Below are 23,796 nucleotides of genomic sequence, written 5' to 3'. Positions count from 1 at the left end.
ATACTGCTTGCAGTGTACTTTTTTTCTGACTACCATTTTGGGAGGGAAAAGTATGAACCCAGAAAAAATGACGACTACATTACAAAGTGCTATCGCTGAAGCCCAGCAGATTGCCATGACCCGTCACCATCAAGAAATTGATATTCCGCATTTATGGAAGATTTTATTGCAAGCCAATCAATTCGGCCGCAATTTTTATACGGACACAGGGCTCGATGTCGATGCTTTTGAAAAAGAAGTCGACCGATTATTAGATGAACTGCCTTCCGTTGAAGGAGGAAATGTTCGTTATGGTCAATCCATGAGTCAAAATCTGTTTCATCTTTTGTCTGAGGCAGATCAATTAAAAAATGAATTTCAAGACGAGTATCTTTCCACAGAAATCGTCCTTTATGCGTTGATGAAATTGAAAAATCATCCCTTGACGGTGTATTTAAAGAAACAAGGAGTCACCGCAAAAGAAATCAAGCAAACGATCGAAACATTAAGAGGAGGGGATCGTGTGACCTCACAAAATCAAGAAGAACAATACAAAGCATTAGAAAAATACGGCGTTGACTTGGTCCAACAAGTCCGCAGCGGAAAAATGGACCCCATTATCGGACGAGACGAAGAAATTCGCGATGTGATTCGCATCCTTTCTCGGAAAACAAAAAACAATCCCGTTTTGATTGGTGAACCGGGGGTTGGTAAAACAGCCATCGTTGAAGGATTGGCTCAACGGATCGTGCGAAAAGACGTCCCAGAAAACCTAAAAGACAAAACGATCTTTTCTCTGGATATGGGTGCCTTGATCGCAGGTGCTAAATTCCGAGGTGAATTTGAAGAGCGTTTGAAAGCCGTCTTACAAGAAGTGAAAAAAGCCGATGGCCGGATCATTCTCTTTATTGATGAGATCCACAATATTGTAGGTGCTGGTAAGACGGAAGGCAGCATGGATGCTGGAAACTTACTGAAACCAATGCTGGCACGGGGAGAATTGCATACGATTGGCGCAACCACCCTTGATGAATACCGTCAATACATGGAAAAGGACAAAGCCTTGGAACGTCGTTTCCAAAAAGTGCTGGTACAGGAACCAACCGTTCAAGATACGATTTCGATTTTACGTGGCCTGAAAGAACGGTTCGAGATCCATCATGGCGTCAACATCCATGACAACGCGCTTGTTGCTGCGGCGACCTTATCTGATCGGTATATCACGGACCGCTTTTTACCAGATAAAGCCATTGACTTGATCGATGAGGCGAGTGCCACAATTCGGGTGGAAATGAATTCGATGCCTACTGAGCTCGACCAAGTTACCCGTCGTTTGATGCAACTGGAGATCGAAGAAGCCGCATTGAAAAAGGAATCCGATGATGCATCGAAAAAACGCTTAGGCATTTTACAAGAAGAATTGGCGGAATTGCGTGAAGAAGTCAATACCATGAAAATGCAGTGGGAAACGGAAAAAGAAGAAGTGAATGCAGTTTCCAACAAACGGGCAGAGATCGATAAAGCCAAGCATGAGTTGGAAGATGCTGAAAATAACTATGATTTGGAACGGGCCGCTGTTCTTCGCCATGGGACGATTCCCCAACTGGAAAAAGAACTAGCTGAACTAGAAGAAAAAAACCAAGTCGAAGGCATTCGGATGGTCCAAGAGTCAGTGACCGAAAATGAGATCGCCTTAGTCGTGGGACGTTTGACAGGGATTCCAGTCGCTAAATTAGTGGAAGGCGAACGAGAAAAACTGTTGAAATTAAATGAGACCTTGCATCAAAGGGTCATCGGACAAGATGAAGCAGTCGATGCTGTCAGTGATGCAGTTATTCGTTCACGAGCTGGCCTGCAAGATCCAAATCGACCATTAGGTTCCTTCTTGTTCTTAGGTCCGACCGGCGTCGGTAAGACCGAATTAGCGAAAGCGTTGGCGGTCAACCTCTTTGATTCAGAAGAGCATATGGTTCGGATCGATATGAGCGAATACATGGAGAAACATTCAGTGTCTCGTTTAGTCGGTGCCCCTCCAGGCTATGTAGGGTTTGAAGAAGGTGGGCAATTGACTGAAGCTGTCCGCCGCAATCCTTACACGATCGTTTTGTTAGATGAAATCGAAAAAGCCCATCCTGATGTCTTTAATATCTTGTTACAAGTGCTTGATGATGGCCGTTTGACAGATTCAAAAGGGCGAGTCGTTGATTTCAAAAATACAGTCTTGATCATGACTAGCAATATCGGCTCTCAAGTCTTGCTAGATGGCGTGACCGCAGAAGGGACGATCCCAGAAAACGTTGCTGAAAATGTCCGTAATCTCTTGAGAGGGCATTTCAAACCAGAATTCTTAAATCGGATCGATGATACGATTTTATTCACACCGCTTAGTCTAAACGATGTGACAGGCATCATCGACAAGATCATCGCACAGCTTTCACAACGACTGGAAGTCCAAGATATACTGTTGACGATCACTGAAGAAGCCAAACGATGGATCGCTGAAAATGCTTATGAGCCAGCGTATGGTGCGCGTCCTCTCCGTCGGTTTATCACGAGAGAAGTCGAAACCCCATTGGCAAAAGAAATCGTTGCCGGCAGAGTCTTACCAAAGACCCAAGTCACGATTGAATTATTGAACGATCAACTGGTTTTTGAAAATACGCCAATTACCGAAGAATAAAAAGATAAAAAATGGATAAATGCAAAACGATGGTTGCCGTTTAAGTGGCAGCCATCGTTTTTTTGTCGCTCAACATAAGACAAAAAAGTTCCCCTTGCTTGTTGTTTGGAGGAAATTCGCACTTCGATTATACTGTTCTTATGGAGTAGGAGAGGAATGAAAAGATGAATACTTTTTTTGAAACGTTGAATGAGCGAAAAGGGGAATTGCTGACAGCTGTCTTTGAGCATTTGTCATTGTCGATCATTGCGCTGCTGGTCGCGATCGTCATTGCTGTCCCGTTAGCCATTTGGCTGGTTAATCATAAACGGGCAGCGGAAGTCGGCCTACAAATAACGAGTGTGTTACAAACGATTCCATCACTGGCACTGTTAGGTTTATTGATTCCATTCGTGGGGATCGGAACGCCGCCTGCGTTGATCGCACTAGTTATTTATGCGTTATTGCCGATCTTTCAAAATACCTATATTGGCCTTTCGGAGATCGATCCATCAATCGAAGAAGCTGCGGCGGCATTTGGTATGTCTCGGATGCGCCGATTGATCAAAGTCGAATTACCGATTGCCTTGCCTGTCATTATTTCGGGGATTCGCACGGCATTGGTCTTGATCATCGGAACAGCGACCTTAGCCGCTCTGATTGGCGCTGGTGGGCTAGGTTCCTTTATTTTGTTGGGGATCGATCGGAATGCCCCTGAATTAACGCTGATCGGTGCGATCGGGTCTGCTTTACTGGCTATTGTTTTCAGTACGTTGATCCGATATCTACAACACCTGAAACCGCGCTATACCTTGATTACACTGGCAGCAATCATCTTGCTGATTGGCGGCGTTTCTTTTTCACAGAGCGGATTTTTCGCGCCGAAAACCATCACCATCGCAGGGAAACTAGGGTCCGAACCTGATATCTTGATCAACATGTACAAAGAATTGATTGAACAAGAAGACCCTGATGCCCAAGTTGAACTAGAGCCAAATTTCGGAAAGACCTCATTCTTATTCAGTGCATTAGACAATGGCCAAGTTGATATTTATCCGGAGTTTACCGGTACCGTGTTGGAGAGCTTAGTTGAGGTACCAGAAGAGCTTGCGAGTCAAAAACTTGACTCCGACGAAACCTATACCGAAGCAGTCAATCTATTGAAGGATCAGTTTGAGATGACCTTGCTTCAGCCGATGGCGTATCAAAATACCTATGCGTTGGCTGTGAAAAAAGAATTTGCTGAGGAAAATGGACTAACCACGATCTCTGATTTGAAGAAAATCGAAAATCAAATCAAAGCCGGCTTCACCCTCGAATTCATTGATCGGACGGACGGTTATGCGGGCATCCAAGAACGCTATGGGCTAGATTTTCCAAGTGTCCAAAGTATGGAACCAGCATTGCGTTATCAAGCCATCAATAATGGCGATATCAGTCTACTGGATGCCTATTCCACGGACAGTGAATTGCGTCAATATGGCTTAGTTATTCTAGAAGACGATCAAGAACTATTTCCACCTTATCAAGGAGCGCCTTTGATGAAAGAAGCCTTTGCCAAGGAACATCCAGAAGTCGTCCGTGCATTGGAAAAGTTGGCAGGGAAAATCACTGAAGAACAAATGAGTGAAATGAATTATCAGGTCAATGTCGAAGGAAAAAATCCAGCAGAAGTCGCGCGTACCTTCCTGATAGACGAAGGATTAATTGAGGAGGGACAAGAATGACACCAATTATTGAATTTAAAAACGTCAGTAAAAAGTTTGATCAAAAACTAGTGATCGATCAGTTAGATCTGAGCATCAATAAAGGGGAAATCTTTGTTTTGGTCGGTCCTTCTGGGAGTGGGAAAACGACGACTTTGAAGATGATCAACGCGTTGTCAGAACCGACAGATGGTGATATTTACTTCAAAGAAAAACGGATCAAAGAATACAATATTCAAAAAATGCGTTGGCAAATGGGGTATGTTCTCCAACAAATCGCTCTGTTTCCGACGATGGATGTCAAACAAAATATCGAAGTGATCCCAGAGATGTTAGGGTGGTCAAAAAAAGATCGCTCAGAAGCCGTGGATCGTTTGCTGACACAGGTCAAACTTGACCCAGAGCAATACCGCCATCGAATGCCTAAAGAGTTGTCAGGAGGAGAACAGCAACGGATCGGGATCTTAAGAGCGTTAGCTGCTAACCCAGAAATTATTCTGATGGACGAACCCTTTAGTGCTCTTGATCCAATTTCTCGTAATTCCTTGCAGGAGTTAGTCCTTGATTTGCACCAAGAACTTGGGACGACGATTATTTTTGTCACGCATAACATGAAAGAAGCGGTAAAACTAGGTACACGCATTGCTGTCATGAATCAAGGGAAGATCGTCCAATGTGATACACCGGAAGTGATTGTCTCGCAACCAAAAACTGCTTTTGTGAAAAGCTTTTTTGAAGAGACCGGTGAAGACGAAGCAAAACTGGTCACAGCAGGGGATTTGATGCGGATGAACTTTTTCAGCGATGAAGTCAACCCTGGGGCTCCTCAAATCGCTGCATCTACTACTTTAAATGAGTTGTATACCTTATTTGCAACTCATGACACGGTAGTGATTGAAGAAGAGCAGAAACTGGTAGGAAGTCTAAGTCGAAAAGATGTGTTTGCTTTCTTGAGTCGTGATCGAACGTAAAAGGTTCTTTATGGCCACTAGAAATGTCATATTTTTTTAAAAATCGATGATTTCTCTTGCTCAATGTAAAAATTCCACGTAAGATTGAGGAAGATATCTTTTGTTAGAATGCCAGAAACGAGCTTTGATAATGACAAAAGATGCAGTAAAGGAGCGAAAGAGCAGCTATGGTAAAAATCCTAAAAGAGAATTGGTTACTGCTTTTCTTTATCGTCGCCGTGGTTCTCATCCGTCTGTTTGTCCTGACGCCTGTTCAAGTCAGTGGCCATTCTATGGACCCGACTTTGGCCGATAAACAGCGGCTGATTGCATCAAAAATTTCTTCATATGACCGGCAAGACATCGTGATCTGCGTTGAACCAGATGATCCAAGCAAAATCGCTGTCAAGCGGCTGATTGGTTTACCCGGTGATACTATCGAAATGAAAGATGATGTCTTAACAATCAATGGAGAAGTATACGAAGAACCCTATTTAGATGATTTTAAAGAAAAATTTGCGGACGATCAATTACAAGATGAATATTCTTATCGCGAAATGTTTCAGCAAATCGCCGCTGGTGCCGAACACTTTACCGATGATTTCACGGTAACGGTTCCTGAAGGCAGCTATTTTGTGATGGGAGACAATCGTTTGATCTCTCGGGACAGTCGCAGTTTCGGGGTTGTAACAGAAGATCAAATGGAAGGGAAAGTGCTGCTGCGCTTTTGGCCATTGAATCAAATCAAACTTTTCTAACCAAAAAAACATTCTTACCAATGCAGCGAAAACGCCGCAACTGGTAAGAATGTTTTTTAGATCACCCAAGCGACAAAGGCAACCATTGAGAAGAACATTGTCCAAACCGCAATAATAGCTGATGCAATAAAAATAATTTTGATTGATAAAGGTTGGACAAATTTCCGGGCATCTTTAGAGAACGCATAGGTGATCGATGAAAAAATCAAGCAGCATAAAATGAAAAACACTGTTAGGACCATAAGCCTCTCCTTTACTGACGCAATGTCAAATGAATAATGTAATTATAACAGACCAAGGTTTTTTGGGGAAATAAAAATGATTAAACGAGGGAATTTTTTTTAGATTGTAAACGTTTTATTAGTTTATACACACGATAGGAACCCTTGGTATACAGTGAATCAGCAAAAACAAGAGCTACCATTTAAGTATTTTTATAAATTTTTCTTTATCAATAAAAGAACAATAGAAAAAAGCTGGTTGAAAAACGATGCTTTTCAACCGGCTTTTAAAGGTAGACTATGATAATTTCCGAATCCGATAACTTTCAAAGTAATCAGGTTTGCCTCGTCCTTGTACGTAAGCGAACACGCCCATTAGAGCAGCACCAATCGTGTTGGTCAGTAAATCGCCCATCGTATCCATCAATGCTTCACGGCCGATAAACGGTGTGCCATCTAAAGTTGCATAACGTTGGAGATTCATTCCACCAACGGAATCGCAGATGAATTCCCAAAACTCCCAGAAAACACCACATAAGCCAGCAAAAGCAAAGCCCATTAATAAAAATAACCATGGAGAAACTTTTGAAACGGGGACTTCTTTTAGTAAGAGACAGATCAATCCATAGCCAACAGCCGTCAAGACCATAGGACTCACCGCATGTAGAATTTTATCCCAGAAAGCAATGGTTTCAATCAAATGCAGAATTGTCCCCATAAATACAGAGATCAGCAAGAAAAACCAATAAAAGTAGACGGTGGCATTTGGTAGCTGGATTTTTAAGAACTTTTTACTCATTTCTGGGACGAAAATCAATAAAATCCCAAGCAATGCCTGAACTAAGAAAATCAATCCTTGTGTTTGCGGATAGACCCCACGGAAAAATTCCCACAAAGAAAAACAAAACACGAGAATACCAAAAATAGTGAATACCTTTTGCAGTCGCTGATAAGTTTGTCCCATTTAGTTGTCCTCCGAAAGATAGTCGGCTAAGCCAGCTAAAAGGGCTGCTTCAGAGGAATAAATCTCACCATTTAGTTTGATCAAACCCACCGTATAAAGATTGACATAGTGGAATTGGTTTTCCGCAACGGTTTGTAATGCTGCCAGCTTTTGCTGATTGTCGGCTCCTTGTTGGCGACTATCTGTATAAAGCCCTAAAACAGGAATGCCTTTTGCATAGGCGACACCGATCTCAGAGGCAACCCCAGCATCGATGGTCAAACCATCCAGTAATGCGATCATCAAATCACTTTCCAGTACTTTTTCGGTATCTGCCAAAGCGATCATTTTGCTATCCGCATAGGCGGATTTATCATTGATCGCGGCATTTTCTTGAGGTAAATAAATCTCCAGCTGCGGATACTGCTGGCGAATCGACGCAACAAGTTCGGCGTTGTAGCGCAGGTCACTAGCAGCAAACAGGGGAGCAGCAAAATATAGTTTCATTCAAAAACACTCCTTAATCATTCATAGTTGTACGTTTTGTTGATTCGTTGTTTAGAAATAATCGCTGAAATAGGCTTCCATATCAGGGATGATCGATTCCAGTAATGCCAGTGTTTCTGAATCGGTATTTAGTCGTTCCACACGCTCTAAGTAAGCCGGACGGCGGTAATTCATCAACAGACACGACAATGTCTGAATATCCAACTGGACCGCTTTTCCGATAGCTTCTCTTGAAACTACGATCTCCCCGTGATTGTATTGGACACCAAAGATTCCGTTGTTCCAATCGGCAACTGGGTCGGATACAACAAAGTGAAAGGGTGTTTGGAAGGCTTCAAATGGGAAATTTGTCAAAAACTGTTCTACATCGACGATCCGCGCCATGTAATAAGGCTCGATGGTTTCTTTGATTTGGCTATCATCCAAGTAGAAGGACAGAGGTTCATTTGAATAAATGTCTCCTTTGACCCAATAAACCATTGAGAAATGAGCAGAGATAAAATTCCAAAGACCATTGCGGGCTTCTTGATTCAAGTAGAACATTTCCTTTACGTGGAAGACTTCTTCGGCTACCCAATAAAAAAGTACACCAGTCGGATGACCGCTGGCATTGTAATAGACAGCCGCGGTGCGCTCTTCTTCATTTTCATAGCGCCAATACTCTTCCCAATGAAAAGAGGTCCGCTGCAAGGCACCATGGTTGTCGCGGGAGAATTGGTTGTAGACAGTAAAGACATCAGGGTCATCCACTTCTTTGCGCTCTACGATCCCAGGGACTTCTTTGGTTTTCGGAAGTTGGGTATCACGAATTTTGAAGGTCAGCTTGTCGGACATAATCTCCCAGCCTTTGCGACGATAGTAGGGCACATTGTATGGATAAAGATAGGAGATCCATTGCTGATCTTCCCGCATGGTTTCTAAGGCAAGCTTGATCAGGTCTTTCATCAGGCCATGTCCGGCATACTCAGGGTAGGTCCCAACACCGGTCACTCCGCCCATTTTGATCAATTTGCCGTGTATATTGACTTCACAAGGATAAACGGCGATTTGCGAGATCAACTTGTCTTCATTGAACCAGCCAAAGACCTTGGAAAGTTCTAAGATCGGGCGCTTAGATTTGATCATTTCCCGTTTGCTCTCATAGCCGCTTTCTTCAATATCCGATTCAGTGATCTGAAAAACGTAGCTTAACAGTTCATTGAACTGATCAACGTCTTTTTCATCCACCGCTCGAATATGTAGATTTTGATGAAAATTATTGTCCATTCTTTCAACTCCAATTTATTTGCTAGCTCTAGTATAGCAAAACCTGAATGAATATGTCTAAATAACGGTTAAGAAAAATACTTTAACTATTGGCGTTTCGTTGGTATAATAGAAAAGCTGACTAAAAGAAATGAGGAACGTATCCATGAACATAGAAGAAATGAAAAAACGACAGGAGAAGATTCGTAATTTCTCCATTATCGCCCATATCGACCATGGGAAATCAACATTGGCGGACCGTATTTTGGAACAAACCCATACAGTGACGTCACGGGAAATGCAAAACCAATTATTAGACTCCATGGATCTTGAACGTGAACGAGGAATCACGATCAAATTAAATGCCGTGGAACTTAACTATACCGCCAAAGACGGAGAAACCTACATCTTCCATTTGATCGACACTCCAGGGCACGTCGATTTCACCTATGAAGTGTCCCGCAGTTTGGCCGCTTGTGAAGGCGCCGTGCTCGTCGTTGATGCGGCTCAAGGGATCGAAGCACAGACATTGGCAAACGTCTACTTGGCGTTAGACAATGATTTAGAGATCCTACCAGTCATTAATAAAATAGACTTGCCAGCTGCCGATCCTGAGCGAGTACGAACAGAGATCGAAGATGTGATCGGTATCGATGCCAGTGAAGCTGTTTTAGCGAGTGCCAAAGCAGGTATTGGGATCGAAGACATTTTGGAACAAATCGTTGAGTATGTCCCAGCTCCAGCAGGTGATATTGAAGCACCGTTAAAAGCGTTGATCTTTGACTCCGTGTACGATTCCTATCGTGGGGTGGTCTTAAACGTCCGCATCATGGACGGGATGGTCAAACCAGGTGACAAGATCAAAATGATGAGTAATGGCAAGACCTTTGATGTCACAGAAGTCGGCGTCTTTTCACCCAAAGCCATTCAACGAGATGCGTTGATGGTGGGCGATGTTGGGTATATCACTGCTGCCATCAAGACCGTTAAAGATACCCAAGTCGGGGATACGGTGACTTTAGCCAACAATCCAGCAGAAGAAGCCTTAGCCGGTTATCGTCAAATGAATCCGATGGTTTATTGCGGATTGTACCCAATCGATACCTCACGTTACAACGACCTTCGAGAAGCATTGGAAAAATTACAATTGAATGATGCAGCATTGCAATTTGAACCAGAAACTTCTCAAGCATTAGGATTTGGGTTCCGTTGCGGCTTCTTAGGCCTATTACACATGGATGTCGTGCAAGAACGGCTAGAACGTGAATTTAACCTTGAGTTGATTACGACTGCACCATCCGTAATCTATCACGTCAACAAGACTGATGGCTCAATGGTCGTCGTTGATAATCCAGCAGAGTTTCCTGAACCAGTCACGATCGACAACGTGCAAGAGCCTTACGTCAAAGCACAAATCATGGTCCCTAACGATTACGTCGGTGCTGTAATGGAATTGTCCCAACGTAAACGGGGAGACTTTGTCACGATGGATTACTTGGATGATTATCGCGTAAACGTCGTTTATGAGATCCCATTATCGGAAATCGTCTTTGATTTCTTTGATAAATTGAAATCCAGCACCAAAGGGTATGCATCACTGGATTACGAAATGTCTGGTTACCGCACTAGCAAGCTAGTGAAGATGGACATCTTGCTGAACACTGAAAAAGTCGATGCGTTAAGCTTTATCGTTCACCGTGACTTTGCCTATGAACGCGGCAAAGCCATCGTTGAAAAACTGAAAAAACTGATTCCACGACAACAGTTCGAAGTGCCGATCCAAGCAGCCATCGGACAAAAAATCGTTGCCCGTTCCGACATCAAAGCCTTGCGTAAGAACGTATTGGCGAAATGTTATGGCGGTGACGTTTCTCGGAAACGCAAACTTCTGGAGAAACAAAAAGAAGGGAAGAAGCGGATGAAACAAATCGGCTCCGTCGAAGTACCGCAAGAAGCCTTCATGGCAGTTCTGAAGATGGATGAGGATGAACCGAAGAAATAAGGCTTTAGATAGAAAACACTGTTTTAAAAGTCGTATTCACTTTACTTATTTCACTACTCGGATTGTCTGCAAACATTTACGAAAAACTTCTTATTCGGTTCTTAAACAGAAAGTTATCGAATAGAAAGATACAACTGATAGTAAAGTTATAACCAGTTAGGCAGCGTCCCTAACTGGTTTTTCTTTATTTGGAAGATCAAGAACAGATGGATGTAATCGAGTATTTAAGTGATGCATTGCTATTACGTATTATTTATTGGAAGTCGAGATAGGATTTTCCCCTAATTGAGAACCCTCCACTAGACCACCTTCGAATCGTTTTCGGCTAGAATGAACCTAGAAAATGATTGGAGGGATAAAATGATCGATAAAAACACCAATGCAATAGAAGTGAAAGATCTGGTCAAAACATATGGAGACAAACGTGCAGTAGACAATTTGAGTTTTGCTGTAGAGAAAGGAACGATATTTGGCTTGCTCGGTCATAATGGAGCAGGCAAATCAACGACGATCGATTGCCTTTTAGGTACGCAAAAATATGATTCTGCAGATATCACCTTGTTAGGCAAAGATCCAAGAAAAGAGCGAAAAAAGCTCTTTCAATATGTAGGGGTTCAGTTCCAAGAAGCAGCTTTTCAAAATCAGTTGAAGGTCAAAGAAATCTGTGAAATTACTAATTCCTTGTACGAAAAACCGATTGATTGGATGAGGACGTTGGATGAATTTGGTCTTTCAGCAAAAAAAAATTCGTTTTTAGCTACATTATCCGGCGGAGAAAAACAGAAGCTATGTATCCTATTAGCGATTATGGGGAATCCGGAGATCATCTTTTTAGACGAGCTGACAACGGGTCTGGATCCTAAAGCAAGGAGAGAAGTTTGGCGATACTTGCTGATGCTTAAAGAAAAAGGTGTGACCATTTTCCTGACTTCACACTATATGGACGAAGTAGAAACTTTATGTGATCGAATTTTAGTCCTAAAAGAGGGCAAAGAAGTGGCAAGCGGTACAGTCGCAGAAATAGTATTGAAAAGCAAAAGAGACACACTTGAAGAAGCCTTTCTAACACTTATTGGGGAGGAGTATTAAGATGAAGACATTTTGGTTACTTTATAAATCAGAAGCAAAACTGTCGATAAGAGAAATGTCTTCCATTATATTTGGCATTTTTGTTCCCCTTGGGATTGTTTGTTTTATGGGGGTTATGGATTCTAGTAATGACTCGCTGAATACAGCTTTTGTGTCAGTTTCGACTGTAGGGATTTGTTCAGCAGGTGTGATGGGGCTTCCTCTTGCATTATCTTCCTACCGTGAGCGAAAAATCTTGAAAAGATATCAGGTGACACCAATTAGTCCGATCCAATTACTTTTGGCTCATTTACTTTTTTGCTTTACGATCAGCATCGTGTCGATGTTGTTATTATTAGGCGTGCTAGTTGTTTTCTTTCAATTTTCTTACGTTGGCAACTGGCTGTACTTTATACCAGCGTATCTGTTAGTGATGATTTCCATTCATGCCATAGGTTTGATCGTTGCCAGCTTATCGCCTAGTGAGAAAGCAACCGGGGCGATAAATTCAGCAATTTTCTTTCCAATGTTTTTTTTATCAGGAGCGACAGTTCCTTATGAAATCATGCCGCAGGGATTGCAGAAAGTAGCGGATATTATGCCTTTGACGCAAGGCATCAAGTTATTAAAGACGGTTACGTTTCCAGAAGAAAATGGGCTGCTTTATATGGTTTTATTGTTAACAGCTATTTCCATTATTGGTATTTTTATTGCGGTGCGCTATTTTAGATGGGAATAGGGATAATCGGTTATAGCCAGTTGTTTATATGTGAAAAATAGTTTGGATAAACTTTGTGCGAAGGCATGATTTGTTCTACTAAAAATTGAATGGAGTCTGTCCGGTGAGTAGCATAAGTATCTGAACAATAAGTTGAAAAACGAATAAAGTACGGTCTATTTTTATGCTAATAGAAAAAGTATTTGCAGAATTATCAAATTTTTATAGCTTAGACGATTGGTGAAACCTATCGTCTAAGACTGTAGGCAAGGTTGAATTTAGAAAGACAGTAAATGTGCACCTATAATTACGCAATAGTAATCATTTAGTTTTACTTCTTATTAGCAATTCCAAATTGCTAGTCATAAAGACCCACTGCCTAAATAAGAGGTAATAGCTGGATAACACTATTTAAGTAAATTCCACGTTTAAGAGTACTGAAAGTTTCACCATTCTCTACACATCTCATCATTGGGAATGTCTTTTTCCATGAGAATGAGCTAGAGATATTCTTTCAGTTAGAATAAAAACGACGATAAAAAAGGAGTTCAAGATGGACATACCAGTTTTGTTCGTCCTAAATAGAACTAGATGATGTATTTCATATGGTTAGTATTTAAACGAGCTATCATGTGGTATTTTAGTTCAACGATGATAGTATAGAAACGAAATAAAGATCTTTGACTATAGTCTAGGCCTTCTCCTACTATTTCGAGGATTAGACAATTAAGTCAGTTATCTTTAGTAAAAAAAGGAAAGAAATACTTTTGGAGGAAATTATGACTATTACAATTAGACATGAAGAAGAAAAAGACTATAAAATAGTGGAAGAAATCACACGAGAAGCATTTTGGAATTTATATTTCCCAGGAGCAGTCGAACATTTACTTGTTCACAACATTAGAAAACATCCTGACTTTATCCCCGAGTTGTCCTTCGTTATTGCATTAGACAATGAGATCATCGGCAGCATTTTTTATACAAAAGCGAAAGTGATCGATAAGCATGGCGGAGTACATCCAATTATAACCTTCGGACCAGTAAGCATTTCGCCAGAGTATCATCGGCAAGGGTTTGGTCGCATGCTGATTGAGCACTCACTTGCTGAAGCGAAAAGACTAGGCTTTAATGCCATTATTCTTGGCGGCTTTACGTATCATTACCATCCATATGGATTTGTAGGAACAAAGAAATATAATATATCAATGCCTGATGGTAAATTTTATACTGGCGTAATGGCATTGCCTCTATTTGAAGGTGCATTAGATGGCATAAGCGGCAGTGTTCATTTTTCAGAAGCGATGTATCCAGATGAATCCATCTTAAATGATTTTGACAAAACATTCCCACCAAAAGAAAAAAAAGTCCTACCGCATCAATCAGACTTTGAAAAAGCTGTCAGTGAAATTGATACGTATGATTACTAATTGAAAATGAGAGAATCACTTTAAAAGAAAATTAGACAAAGAACAATCAATCTATTTTAAAATTTCTAAACCCTACACTAAACCACCAATGTACCCTTTCTTGATAAGATCATTGAGAAAGGGGAATTTATCATGTTAAATACGAAAGAAAATGAGCATTTAAAAGAAGTTATAACAAAAATTGAGAAAAAAATAAAACAAATTGATGGAACTGTCAATGCTAATGAACAAGCTTATAAAGATATCAAAAAATATACAGTTGACTATAAAAATGAATTAGACAAATATGAAGTTTACAATCACCAGCAAAACTTAAGTTTTATTGATAAGCGTAATAACTTTGAAACGAATATCAGTAAAAAGTTAGCATATTTAAAAGGAGCACCTTACTTTTCAAAAATTAAGTTTCAGTTTGAGGATGACGAAGATGTAGAAAATTTTTACATTGGTAGGTACGGGTTTGCGGATAAATTTGGACAGCAGCTGATCTATGACTGGCGGGCACCGATTTCCTCATTATACTATGATTTTAGTTTAGGTTCTGCCTACTATGAGTCATTAGGGAAGAGATTTCATGGATACTTAAAAGGAAAGCGACAGTTTGAAATTGAAAATGGAGCGCTTAGAGTTGTTGTCGACACAGATGACGCAGTAAACGATGAATTCTTGATGAATGAGCTGAGTAAAAACACTTCAAGTGAAATGAAGACCATTATCCACACGATTCAAAAAGAACAAAACGAAGTAATCAGAGATGTAAAAGCCAAGAACTTAATTATCCAAGGTGTTGCTGGTTCTGGAAAAACGTCTATTGCGCTCCATCGAATCGCTTATTTACTCTATCAAAAAAGAGAAGAACTACTGGCTTCAGATGTTTTGATTCTATCACCGAATGATGTTTTCTCCAGTTACATTTCAACTGTTTTGCCTGAATTAGGAGAAGACGAGCTAAATCAGCTTGAAATCACCCAGCTTGTCCAACCAATGATCGAAGAAGAGTTAAAAGTAACTGATAAACAGGATGAAATAGATCAAATGATAGAAAAGCCAATGTCAAAAGAGGCAAAAACTTTTTTATATAAAAGATCTGAGAAATTCTTTTTGTCTTTGAAAAACCATATCCAACAGCTCAATAATAGATTATTTTCCGAAGATATTATCGTTGATCATCAATACACATTTTCAAAAAAAGAATTGGAAAAAGTAAATAATGCTCTTTCAGAAAGTGCATTATTCGTTAGAACTAAGCAATTAGCACGGCAATTAAGTAAGATCGTGCCTGAAAATGACCAAAATCATATAAGCAAAGCAATAGAAAAAGAGTTGCTAAGCAGGTTGCAAATAACAACTAGCTTGAATGAGTACGTGAACTTCTTGACGTCAGAAAAGATTCCTTTTAATCAAAACAAAAATAAGATTGATTATGCAGATCTATTTCCATATCTCTATTTCAAAATGAACATTGAGGGAATCCTTCCCAACCGACAAATCAAACATATTGTTATTGACGAAATGCAGGATTATTCGCTGTTGCACTTTTATGTGTTGGATCGTTTGTTTCCTTGCCAAAAAACAATTTGTGGAGATGTCAATCAAGATTTACTGACATCGGAAATGAATTTTTTGGAGCGGCTACAAACCGTTGTTTCAACCAACCGTGTAGTCACATTCAATACCAGTTATCGGTCCAGCTATGAAATAATTAAATTTGCTAAACAATTTACGGCAAATAATGCACTTACTCCGATTGAACGTCATAATAAAGAAGTTGAGTTGAACTATATTGATCACCAACAGGAAAAACAAGAAAAGCTGACAAAAATAATAGAAAGATTTGAATCGTCAGCTCATAAAACCTGCGGCATCATTTGCCAAACTTGGGATGAAGTTGCTAAAATCGAAAAAAGCCTATCTTCTTATGAGGTCACTCGTTTTGGGAAGCAGTCTACAGCCATGACGGAAGGAATCATTGTCACGACGCCACAATATGCTAAAGGCTTGGAGTTCGACCAAGTTATCCTGACTGATATTAGGAAGGAACAATTATCATCAAAAAGCAATCTTTTGTATACAAGCTGTTCCAGAGCACTTCATGAATTAACACTTTTTATTTTGAACGATGGGGGAGAAACGGATGGAAACATATAAAACGTCTGAGGTAGCAAAACTAGTGGGTTTTCATCCTAACACGATTCGACGCTATGAGGAATGGGAACTGATTCCTAAGCCTCAAAGAGCGAAAAATGGCTATAGAATTTACAATGAATATCATGTTGAATTGATAAGAACAGCAAAAGTTGCTTTTCAGGTCGAGGTGCTCCAATCTGGTTTAAGAGCAATGATGAGAGAGCTGATCAAAGCCTTGGCAAAATATGAATTTGCTTCAGCCACAGCATTGCTCCATGATTATGTACTGGCTATTGATCAAGAAATCGATGAGGCGAATGAAGCGATTCATATCGTTGAAGATATGATCAAAGGAACGACTGAAGAGGAAGACATTTCTTTAAAGCGGAGTGAAGCAGCTAAATACTTAGGCGTAACAACTGATGCATTAAGAAACTGGGAGCTGAACGGCTTGTTATCGCTAAAGAGAAGTGAAAATGGGTATCGCATTTATGCAGCAGACGATCTAAAGCGATTAAAAATCATTCGTATATTACGCTCAGCAAAATATTCATTAGAAGCCATTTTACGCTTACTTCATTCGATCGATCATCAAGAAGAACATGATGTAAGGGCTATTTTGAATAATCCTGAACCGTCAGAGGATATCATTTCTGTCTGTGATATGCTGATCCTCTCTTTAGAGAAGGCTAAAATGAATACAGCCGAACTAGCCAAATGTATCAATAATTTGAAAAAAGTTGCTGCAAAACGATTTGTTTAAAAATGACAAAGGAAATCTGTTTAAAAGGAGGAATTTCATTGAAAAAAGCCACTTGCTTATGCGGAAAAGTTTCTATCATTGTCAAAGATTTTCATTCGGAGATTAGTGCTTGTCATTGTTCCATGTGTCGAAAATGGGGGTCCGGACCGTTTCTTTCTGTTTCAGCAGGAAGCGGTGAAGACATCACCATCACTTCTGAGGAATCAGTTACAAGATACAAATCCTCTGATTGGGCAGAGAGAGGATTCTGCAGAAATTGTGGATCCAATCTATTTTACTATCTTATTCCTACAGATTCTTATGACATTCCCATTGATTTGTTTACTGATGAAAGTGAATCCTGCTTAAAATTAGAAATATACTACGATCAGAAGCCTCATTATTATGATTTCGCCAACGAAACCGATATAAAAACAGAAGATGAAATTATGCTGGGGATACAAGAAAAATTTTTTGATTGAATAATCAGTATGTTGATAGATTAATGAAAAACACCGGCAAAAAAATAAAGATATTTATTTGAATTAGCAAGAAATAGAACCCATTTAGGTTTCCAATCGCTCACTCTTTCCTGAAATAAAAAAAGAAGCAAGACACTCTTTCTACGAAGTTGGGAAAATTTGACCGAAAGAAAAGTGGACTTCAAAAAAATAATTTTTCAAAAAGAGACTGAAGAGGCATTTTTGAAAGGAGGAATCAGAGGTGATAAAAGACCAGCACCGATCGATTATTATAGAATTTCCACTTAGAGGGGAATGGCAAGCACCTACTACACCAGTAAAGAAAATCCCTAGTCACGGTACTAATCGTATGGGATTAAGATTTGCGTTTGATTTTGTGCAAGTTGATTGGGAAAAGACAAGAAAGCCGTTTTACAATACTAGTTTTACTAGGTATTTTTTCTTTGGAGTACCGTTAGATAAATGCTATAGTTGGGGGAAACCGATTTTTGCGCCTTGTGATGGTGAGATCGTAACGATTAGAGATGGTATTCCAGAACGTGCTGCTGTGCATTGGATAGTGGATTCGGCAATTGCTATAAAAAATGCTACCTCATTTAACGAGTATAATGACGACTTCAGTCAAATTGCCGGGAATTATCTGGTTTTAAAATGCCAAAATAATATCTATATGGTATTTGCACATTTACAAACGAATTCGATAAAAGGAGTAGTTGGTGATCGAATCAAAAAAGGCGAGAAACTAGGAAATGTTGGACATTCAGGTAACTCTACGTCCCCCCATTTACATTTTCAATTGATGGATAGCGCGGATATTGCTCAGTCGAATGGTTTGCCCTTTTTATTTGAAGAATATGAAGTCTATCGAAAGGGTGTTTGGGAATCAGTTTATAATCAGATACCAGCACATACAGATCGAATTCGCTTTTATAAAAAATGATTTCCTCATAACATAAACGTTTTTTTAATAATCAATGATTACTACTCTAGTCTTTACTTCGTTTAAGAGTATAGTAATATAGCTAGACATCTCTTAGATTGACTATTTAATAAATCAATTAATATGCAGGATCCATTCATAACCGTTTTAAGATGGATAATGACGAACCAAAAAAACTTTCTCTTTTGACGCATGGCATCTAGTGGCGTAGAAGGAGAGTACCTTCAAAATAGGGGGGTTCGAACAAAAGATAGCTAATGAAACTTCAAACGGTTGATTGTTATACCGTTCCGTTCTATGAAAGCTTGGCGATTGATAGATTTCTGATTTTAGACAGAACAGGACGATTTCGATAGACTGAAGATAGGAGAGGATTTGCGCATGAAGGCGTTGTATTTTAATGAATTCGGTGATTCAACTGTTTTAACATATGGGGATTTGCCTGATCCCGTCATTCAAGAAAATGAGCTATTGATAGAAATGATGTATATTGGTTTGAATTATGCAGATATTTATCGAAGAAAGGGCAGCTATCATATTGAATCCCGAAACCCTCTAATTAATGGCTATGAAGGTGTAGGGAAGATTATTCAAAAAGGAAGATCAGTCTCTAAGTTTCAGCTAGGGGAAACGATTCTTTTTGTGGATGTTCCTTTTGCTAATGCAGAATTGGTGGCTGTTCCTGAGGAAAATGCCATCCGTATTCCATCTAGTATACCACCTGAATTAGCAGCCAGTATTGGCCTGCAAGGGTTGACAGCTGATTTTTTAGCTCATGATCTTGGCAATAATGTGAATAATAGTAAGGTCTTCGTCCATGGGATAAGTGGTGGCGTCGGACAAATTTTATCGCAACTCTTAACCGCAGATGGCCTAGAAGTCTTCGGCGTCACTTCTTCGGAAGAAAAGCGACAACTGGCTTTAGACCAAGGAGCAAAACAAGTCTTTTTAAGAAACACAGAATGGCAAGAAACCTATACTTCTTTCTTTGATACCGTTTATGATGGCATTGGACATACATTAGCCGAAAGTGTCGACTTGCTCAAAAATAGAGGGAAGGTTATCTTTTTTGGCATGGCAGGCGGAAATCCGCCAGCGATCGACTTTATTCCCTTGTTATCAAAATCAAAAAGTATTTTGACCGGGGATCTCTGGGATTACTTGACAAGTTTTCAAGAGCGGGAGAGAAGAAGCACCCGACTGTTTACTTACTTTAGCAAGAATCAAATTAAAATCAGTCAGCCAACCATTTTTTCATTAGCTGACGGAAAAGCTGCCCATGATTATTTAGAATCTGGAAAAAGTGTCGGGAAAATTTTGCTGCAACCATAAGAAAGTAAAAAAGCTAAATGACTTTATCATAAAAGATACACCGAATGTTTGCTAATTCACTAAATCATCTTTTTATATAATCGATACTTCTCTTATGATAAATCTTTAAGGATAAAAATAAATGTAAAATGAATAGAATATTGCAAGAATCTAATGTTTTCTATTTCGTCAGTGAGAATAAGATAAAACTTTGTGATAAACAGTACATTTAATTTGAAAATATTTAATTACAGCAGTAAGATAAATATATCAAATACTTAAGGAGTGATATCTATGACAAACTATGAAGAAAAGGAAGCAAAAGCATTGGTAAAGATTGCAGAGGTTCTTGATAAGTTAGATGAGAATTTAGCTGAATTAGACACACTAGATGCAGACGCAAAAAAACATAGTATGAAGAAATGGATCGTTGAGAAAAAAGCGATTCATGAAATCAAAAAGATCGCACACGAAGCCGGTAAGTATGAAAAGTACGATGAACAAGCACTACAAAAAGAAATTGATGAAGTTGAGAAGTATATGTAATGAAAGATGATATTAATAAGCCCGTGCTCTTATGAGTGTGGGCTTATTTGTGTTAGTCGCAATAAGTAGCCCTCGGATAATAGTTACGTTAAAAACATGTGCAAAAATTTACTAATTGAAGGAATATTTAAGAAGATGCCAAAATTATTTTTGAAACGGTCTCCGCAACAGAGTGATGGGAAATATCAATTTTCTTGAACGCAATTCAGTATAATTTGGTAACCTATTCAGTGAACGCTGTAAATCAGATAGTGTTCGTTTCCCGGTGGTTATATCTCCTTCAAAGTTTTCCTGTAATTTTTCTGACGAGGCAATTAATGAGAAGTGCTGCACGTCAATATTTTCCAATGCGATGCCGTTCAAGACTCGAGCCACAATTTTTTGCTCATCCATAACCCAGCAAAAATAAATGACGTTGATCATAGAGTTATTTATAAACGGGTTTAACAGAAAATGGCTATTGTTGATCGCCATATCCTTATTTTATTCATTGAGGATAAACGGATTCATCATCCAGCATCAATCTCCGTCAAGGTAAATAGACTGCTTTGTTTGTTTGGATAATTCTTCAGTTATAGTTGATTTACCAATTCCCATGGTACCGCTGATCAATATAAGCTTTTTCATCAGACTACCGCCAGCTTTCATATAAGGAGTTTTGTTTTTCTCAATCAAAATAACGTGTCCAGATTTTTAACAGTGATCCAACCATTCTCTTTCCACAGCTCAATCTCTTCAGAACAAGCTACTTTTTCACTCGGTTCCTCATGCAAAAACAATTGGATTTTCTGTCCGTACAGTAGTTTTCGAGTCAAAGCAAAGGTTGCTTCCGCAAAGCCAGCTGCACCGATATAACCGCAGATGCCATTTTTTTCTTTGTTATATAAATAAAAAATCTCGGCTTTTTCTATGTCTTTATAAAAGTCTACGAATAAGGTTGAAAACTGAGTAGAAAGATTGTCCGTGGCTCTTGGATAATTGATCACCTGATGCCCATTTTCAGTAAGTGTATTTGTTAGTTCTTCAAAATCCTTTTGAAAAGTGATACTTCCGGAAATAATTATTTTTGACATGCTATGGCTCCTTGTCGTTTATTTACTTTATTTTATCAGGATGAAGGTGCTAAGCGAGGAAATTTTAGATAACTTGTATCGCCAATCTGGTAATGAGAAGGATGAAATTATTAATCGAGTTAAAGTAATCTGTCTATGAGAGACGGGTTTGCTTAAAAGAAGACGATTAAAACCATAATACGAAAAAAGACTGTTTTTCTTATTTTTTCATCGATTTTCTCTATTTTTTTGGTTAAGGTTTTCATTTATTCTATATTTGTAAACGATATCAGAGTGTTCAAATGAGAATTATTTGAATAAGTTTCTGTTTATTCTAAGAGAAAAGTAGATTGACTGTGAAGCTATGGATAGATTGTTAGATACGGTGCAGTAGTTGGATTTTCTGTAGAGTTAAAATAATGAAAGAAATAGATGAAACGGGTGATTACATGGAAACAACATTTTTCATTTCTAAAAATACTTCTGTCACATCAAAACAGCTGGAAAATGAAGTGATTGGACGTGCTTGCGAGATATTACAGCGTGATATTTTAACCGTTGTGACAGACACGAGGAAAACAAATGAAATTGAATTGATTTTTAGAAAGGGCTTGCAATTGATTCTGTCTCCGGTTACAATCAATTTGTAATTATTGATTATTTATCAATATACAAAAAAATGTACATTCATAAGGAGGAAATTGTGATGAAAAAAATAGTTATCGGCGGTCAAATCGATAAGGACGAGGTGAAAGCATTAGTCGAAACGTTTGGTGATGATCAGTTCGAGATTGTTATCAAAAGTGATTTAGATGCTGCGATGGCAGTCAAAAATAAACAAGCTGACTACTACATCGGGGCATGTAATACTGGTGGTGGGGGTGCTCTGGCAATGGCATTAGCTTTATTAGGCCATGATAACTGTGTAACTGTTTCTATGCCTGGAAAAGTGATGCCGGAATCTGAAATAAGAGAACATGTCAGTTCAGGAAAAAAAGCTTTTGGATTTACCGCTCAGCATAAAGAAGCAGTAGTACCTATCATTATGGACGAACTAAAAAAACAATAGATTATTTAATTTGGGGGAAAAGAGATGGAATCATCGAAAATTGTTGAATTAATTGCTATTGCACTTTTAGGGGGACTTTGTGCAGTGTTAGCAAATAAAGGAATCGCTGTTTTTAATGACGGATTAAGGCCAATCATTCCGGAATTTTTAGAAGGAAAAATTGGTAAGAAAGAAATTGCAGCGACAAGTTTTGCTTTAAGTTTTGGATTAGTCATTGGATTTGGCATTCCTGTTTCAATAGGTGCATCTATTCTATTAGTCCATAGTGTATTATTAATGACAGATATTATCGGATCTTGGGCACCGGAAGGCAAAATCGGAGTTATTGTTGCTGCTAGTGTAGGAGCTATTTATGGTGTTGGATTAGTTATTGGGCTCCAAGCGGTTGTTGACCTCTTTGCAATGATGCCGGTGAACTTTATGGACTCACTTTCGCAAGTAGGTGCTCCTGTAGTTATTGGTTTTAGTATTTTTCCAGCGATTGCAATCGCTAGTCAACATGGATTCAAAAAAGGTGCGATTTCATTCAGCGCTACGCTTTTAACATTGTTTGTTGTAAAACGTTTTGGTACATTTGATTTAGGAAATGGCGCAACATTAACACTTAGTGCAGAAGGAATGTCCTTACTTGTTGGGATGCTCTTCATGATTGTTTATGCCATTCAAGTGAAAAGCGATGGTAGTAACTCAAATGAGAGCCTTGTAAGTGTATTTTTAGAACGTGTGAATCGTATTAAGAAGAACTGGTTATGGTTATCCGTTACAGGGGGCTTAGTGGCGGCATCAACAAGTTTGATGATTATTGCAGGTGATCCTATTTCATTAAATTTGCTTTCAGAAGGAAAAATGAGTGAAGCTGCATTAGCTGCTTTTGCTCGTGGAATTGGCTTCATTCCCTTAGTTTTTTCAACTGCAATCGTTACAGGTGTGTATAGCCCAGCTGGCACGACTTTTGTATTTGTCGCAGGAATCTTATTGAATGGTAATCCTCTTGTTGCTTTTCTAGTGGGCGCACTGCTAATGTTTGTTGAAGTACAATTGTTGACCTTAATGGCAAAAGCCCTTGACAAATTTCCAGGCATACGCGAAATGGGTGAACATATTCGTACAGCTATGAATAAAGTATTAGAAGTTGCTCTTTTAATTGGGGGAGCGATGGCATCTGAGCAAATTGCACCAGGAATAGGTTTTTTCTGGGTCATCGGTTTGATGCTTTTGAATAGAAAAGCGAAAAAACCAGTCGTAGAATTAGCCGTGGGTCCTATTGCTGCAATCAGTTTAGGCGTTATTGTCAACATTTTGTATTTATTGGGATTATTCGCACCAATAGTTGCAAACTAGGAG

Annotated in this window: 23 protein-coding genes; 17 read left to right on the top strand and 6 right to left on the bottom strand. The window is 39.2% G+C overall.

The features are described from left to right. Positions 1-52 precede the first annotated feature (52 nt). From clpB to lepB, 4 genes are all read left to right on the top strand, one after another. Positions 53-2,659, top strand: a complete 2,607-nt coding sequence (gene clpB, locus IGI78_RS08695) for an ATP-dependent chaperone ClpB (protein ID WP_195265089.1) — start codon at positions 53-55, stop codon at positions 2,657-2,659. A gap of 164 nt (positions 2,660-2,823) precedes the next feature. Further along, positions 2,824-4,365 (top strand): ABC transporter permease/substrate-binding protein, encoded by a 1,542-nt coding sequence (locus IGI78_RS08690; protein WP_430617963.1) that lies wholly within the window; start codon positions 2,824-2,826, stop codon positions 4,363-4,365. After that, positions 4,362-5,315, top strand: coding sequence for an ABC transporter ATP-binding protein (locus tag IGI78_RS08685; RefSeq protein ID WP_081118564.1), 954 nt, complete (start codon positions 4,362-4,364; stop codon positions 5,313-5,315). Before IGI78_RS08690 ends, IGI78_RS08685 begins: the two co-directional genes overlap by 4 nt. A 167-nt stretch (positions 5,316-5,482) precedes the next feature. Continuing rightward, positions 5,483-6,052 (top strand): signal peptidase I, encoded by a 570-nt coding sequence (gene lepB, locus IGI78_RS08680; protein WP_008380056.1) that lies wholly within the window; start codon positions 5,483-5,485, stop codon positions 6,050-6,052. A gap of 56 nt (positions 6,053-6,108) precedes the next feature. Here the strand turns inward: lepB and IGI78_RS08675 are convergent, their stop codons facing one another. The 4 genes from IGI78_RS08675 to IGI78_RS08660 all read right to left on the bottom strand — a co-directional run bounded on the left by IGI78_RS08675 (position 6,109) and on the right by IGI78_RS08660 (position 8,989). Then, positions 6,109-6,294, bottom strand: coding sequence for a hypothetical protein (locus tag IGI78_RS08675; RefSeq protein ID WP_005226019.1), 186 nt, complete (start codon positions 6,292-6,294; stop codon positions 6,109-6,111). A gap of 277 nt (positions 6,295-6,571) precedes the next feature. Further along, on the bottom strand, positions 6,572-7,237 hold the full coding sequence (locus IGI78_RS08670; RefSeq protein ID WP_086292337.1) for a hypothetical protein: 666 nt from the start codon (positions 7,235-7,237) through the stop codon (positions 6,572-6,574). Further along, positions 7,238-7,723 (bottom strand): nucleoside 2-deoxyribosyltransferase, encoded by a 486-nt coding sequence (locus IGI78_RS08665; protein WP_010748216.1) that lies wholly within the window; start codon positions 7,721-7,723, stop codon positions 7,238-7,240. A 51-nt stretch (positions 7,724-7,774) separates the two neighbouring features. Continuing rightward, positions 7,775-8,989 (bottom strand): GNAT family N-acetyltransferase, encoded by a 1,215-nt coding sequence (locus IGI78_RS08660; RefSeq protein WP_140965655.1) that lies wholly within the window; start codon positions 8,987-8,989, stop codon positions 7,775-7,777. Between the two features lie 145 nt (positions 8,990-9,134). On the opposite strand from IGI78_RS08660, the gene lepA reads away from it, so the two are divergent. From lepA to IGI78_RS08610, 10 genes are all read left to right on the top strand, one after another. Next, the gene (gene lepA / locus IGI78_RS08655) at positions 9,135-10,970 is read left to right on the top strand and encodes a translation elongation factor 4 (protein WP_074535928.1); all 1,836 of its coding nucleotides are present in this window, start codon (positions 9,135-9,137) and stop codon (positions 10,968-10,970) included. A gap of 360 nt (positions 10,971-11,330) precedes the next feature. Beyond that, on the top strand, positions 11,331-12,059 hold the full coding sequence (locus tag IGI78_RS08650; RefSeq protein WP_195265091.1) for an ABC transporter ATP-binding protein: 729 nt from the start codon (positions 11,331-11,333) through the stop codon (positions 12,057-12,059). 1 nt (position 12,060) lies between these two features. Then, the gene (locus IGI78_RS08645) at positions 12,061-12,777 is read left to right on the top strand and encodes an ABC transporter permease (RefSeq protein WP_195265093.1); all 717 of its coding nucleotides are present in this window, start codon (positions 12,061-12,063) and stop codon (positions 12,775-12,777) included. 758 nt (positions 12,778-13,535) lie between these two features. Beyond that, positions 13,536-14,183, top strand: coding sequence for a GNAT family N-acetyltransferase (locus IGI78_RS08640; RefSeq protein WP_195265095.1), 648 nt, complete (start codon positions 13,536-13,538; stop codon positions 14,181-14,183). A 132-nt stretch (positions 14,184-14,315) separates the two neighbouring features. After that, entirely contained in the window at positions 14,316-16,331 is a 2,016-nt protein-coding gene (locus IGI78_RS08635) for a HelD family protein (protein ID WP_430617962.1), read from the top strand. After that, entirely contained in the window at positions 16,318-17,073 is a 756-nt protein-coding gene (locus IGI78_RS08630; protein WP_195265100.1) for a MerR family transcriptional regulator, read from the top strand. Before IGI78_RS08635 ends, IGI78_RS08630 begins: the two co-directional genes overlap by 14 nt. A 38-nt stretch (positions 17,074-17,111) precedes the next feature. Then, positions 17,112-17,534: a GFA family protein gene (locus IGI78_RS08625; protein ID WP_186366393.1), complete on the top strand. Its 423-nt coding sequence runs from the start codon at positions 17,112-17,114 to the stop codon at positions 17,532-17,534. Between the two features lie 241 nt (positions 17,535-17,775). Beyond that, complete coding sequence (locus IGI78_RS08620) at positions 17,776-18,474, top strand: M23 family metallopeptidase (protein WP_369907644.1); 699 nt, start codon at positions 17,776-17,778, stop codon at positions 18,472-18,474. A 381-nt stretch (positions 18,475-18,855) separates the two neighbouring features. Continuing rightward, positions 18,856-19,806, top strand: coding sequence for a zinc-binding dehydrogenase (locus tag IGI78_RS08615; RefSeq protein WP_096742734.1), 951 nt, complete (start codon positions 18,856-18,858; stop codon positions 19,804-19,806). Between the two features lie 273 nt (positions 19,807-20,079). Continuing rightward, complete coding sequence (locus tag IGI78_RS08610) at positions 20,080-20,331, top strand: hypothetical protein (RefSeq protein WP_096742733.1); 252 nt, start codon at positions 20,080-20,082, stop codon at positions 20,329-20,331. 144 nt (positions 20,332-20,475) lie between these two features. Here the strand turns inward: IGI78_RS08610 and IGI78_RS08605 are convergent, their stop codons facing one another. Beyond that, the gene (locus IGI78_RS08605; RefSeq protein WP_430617961.1) at positions 20,476-20,724 is read right to left on the bottom strand and encodes a hypothetical protein; all 249 of its coding nucleotides are present in this window, start codon (positions 20,722-20,724) and stop codon (positions 20,476-20,478) included. 278 nt (positions 20,725-21,002) lie between these two features. Beyond that, entirely contained in the window at positions 21,003-21,404 is a 402-nt protein-coding gene (locus tag IGI78_RS08600; protein ID WP_086292344.1) for a hypothetical protein, read from the bottom strand. 398 nt (positions 21,405-21,802) lie between these two features. Between IGI78_RS08600 and IGI78_RS08595 the strand changes: the two genes are divergently transcribed. The 3 genes from IGI78_RS08595 to IGI78_RS08585 are packed head-to-tail and all read left to right on the top strand — an operon-like array spanning position 21,803 to position 23,793. Next, positions 21,803-22,033, top strand: coding sequence for a hypothetical protein (locus tag IGI78_RS08595; RefSeq protein ID WP_195265184.1), 231 nt, complete (start codon positions 21,803-21,805; stop codon positions 22,031-22,033). 56 nt (positions 22,034-22,089) lie between these two features. Continuing rightward, complete coding sequence (locus IGI78_RS08590) at positions 22,090-22,452, top strand: DUF2620 domain-containing protein (RefSeq protein ID WP_074535920.1); 363 nt, start codon at positions 22,090-22,092, stop codon at positions 22,450-22,452. A gap of 24 nt (positions 22,453-22,476) precedes the next feature. Beyond that, positions 22,477-23,793 carry a YhfT family protein gene (locus tag IGI78_RS08585; protein WP_086292346.1) on the top strand — a complete coding sequence of 439 codons (1,317 nt, stop codon included), beginning with the start codon at positions 22,477-22,479 and terminating at the stop codon, positions 23,791-23,793. Positions 23,794-23,796 lie beyond the last annotated feature (3 nt).

The organism is Enterococcus sp. DIV1767, from assembly GCF_050542585.1.
Classification (GTDB): domain Bacteria; phylum Bacillota; class Bacilli; order Lactobacillales; family Enterococcaceae; genus Enterococcus_D; species Enterococcus_D innesii.
This window is presented reverse-complemented; position numbering and strand designations above follow the sequence as displayed.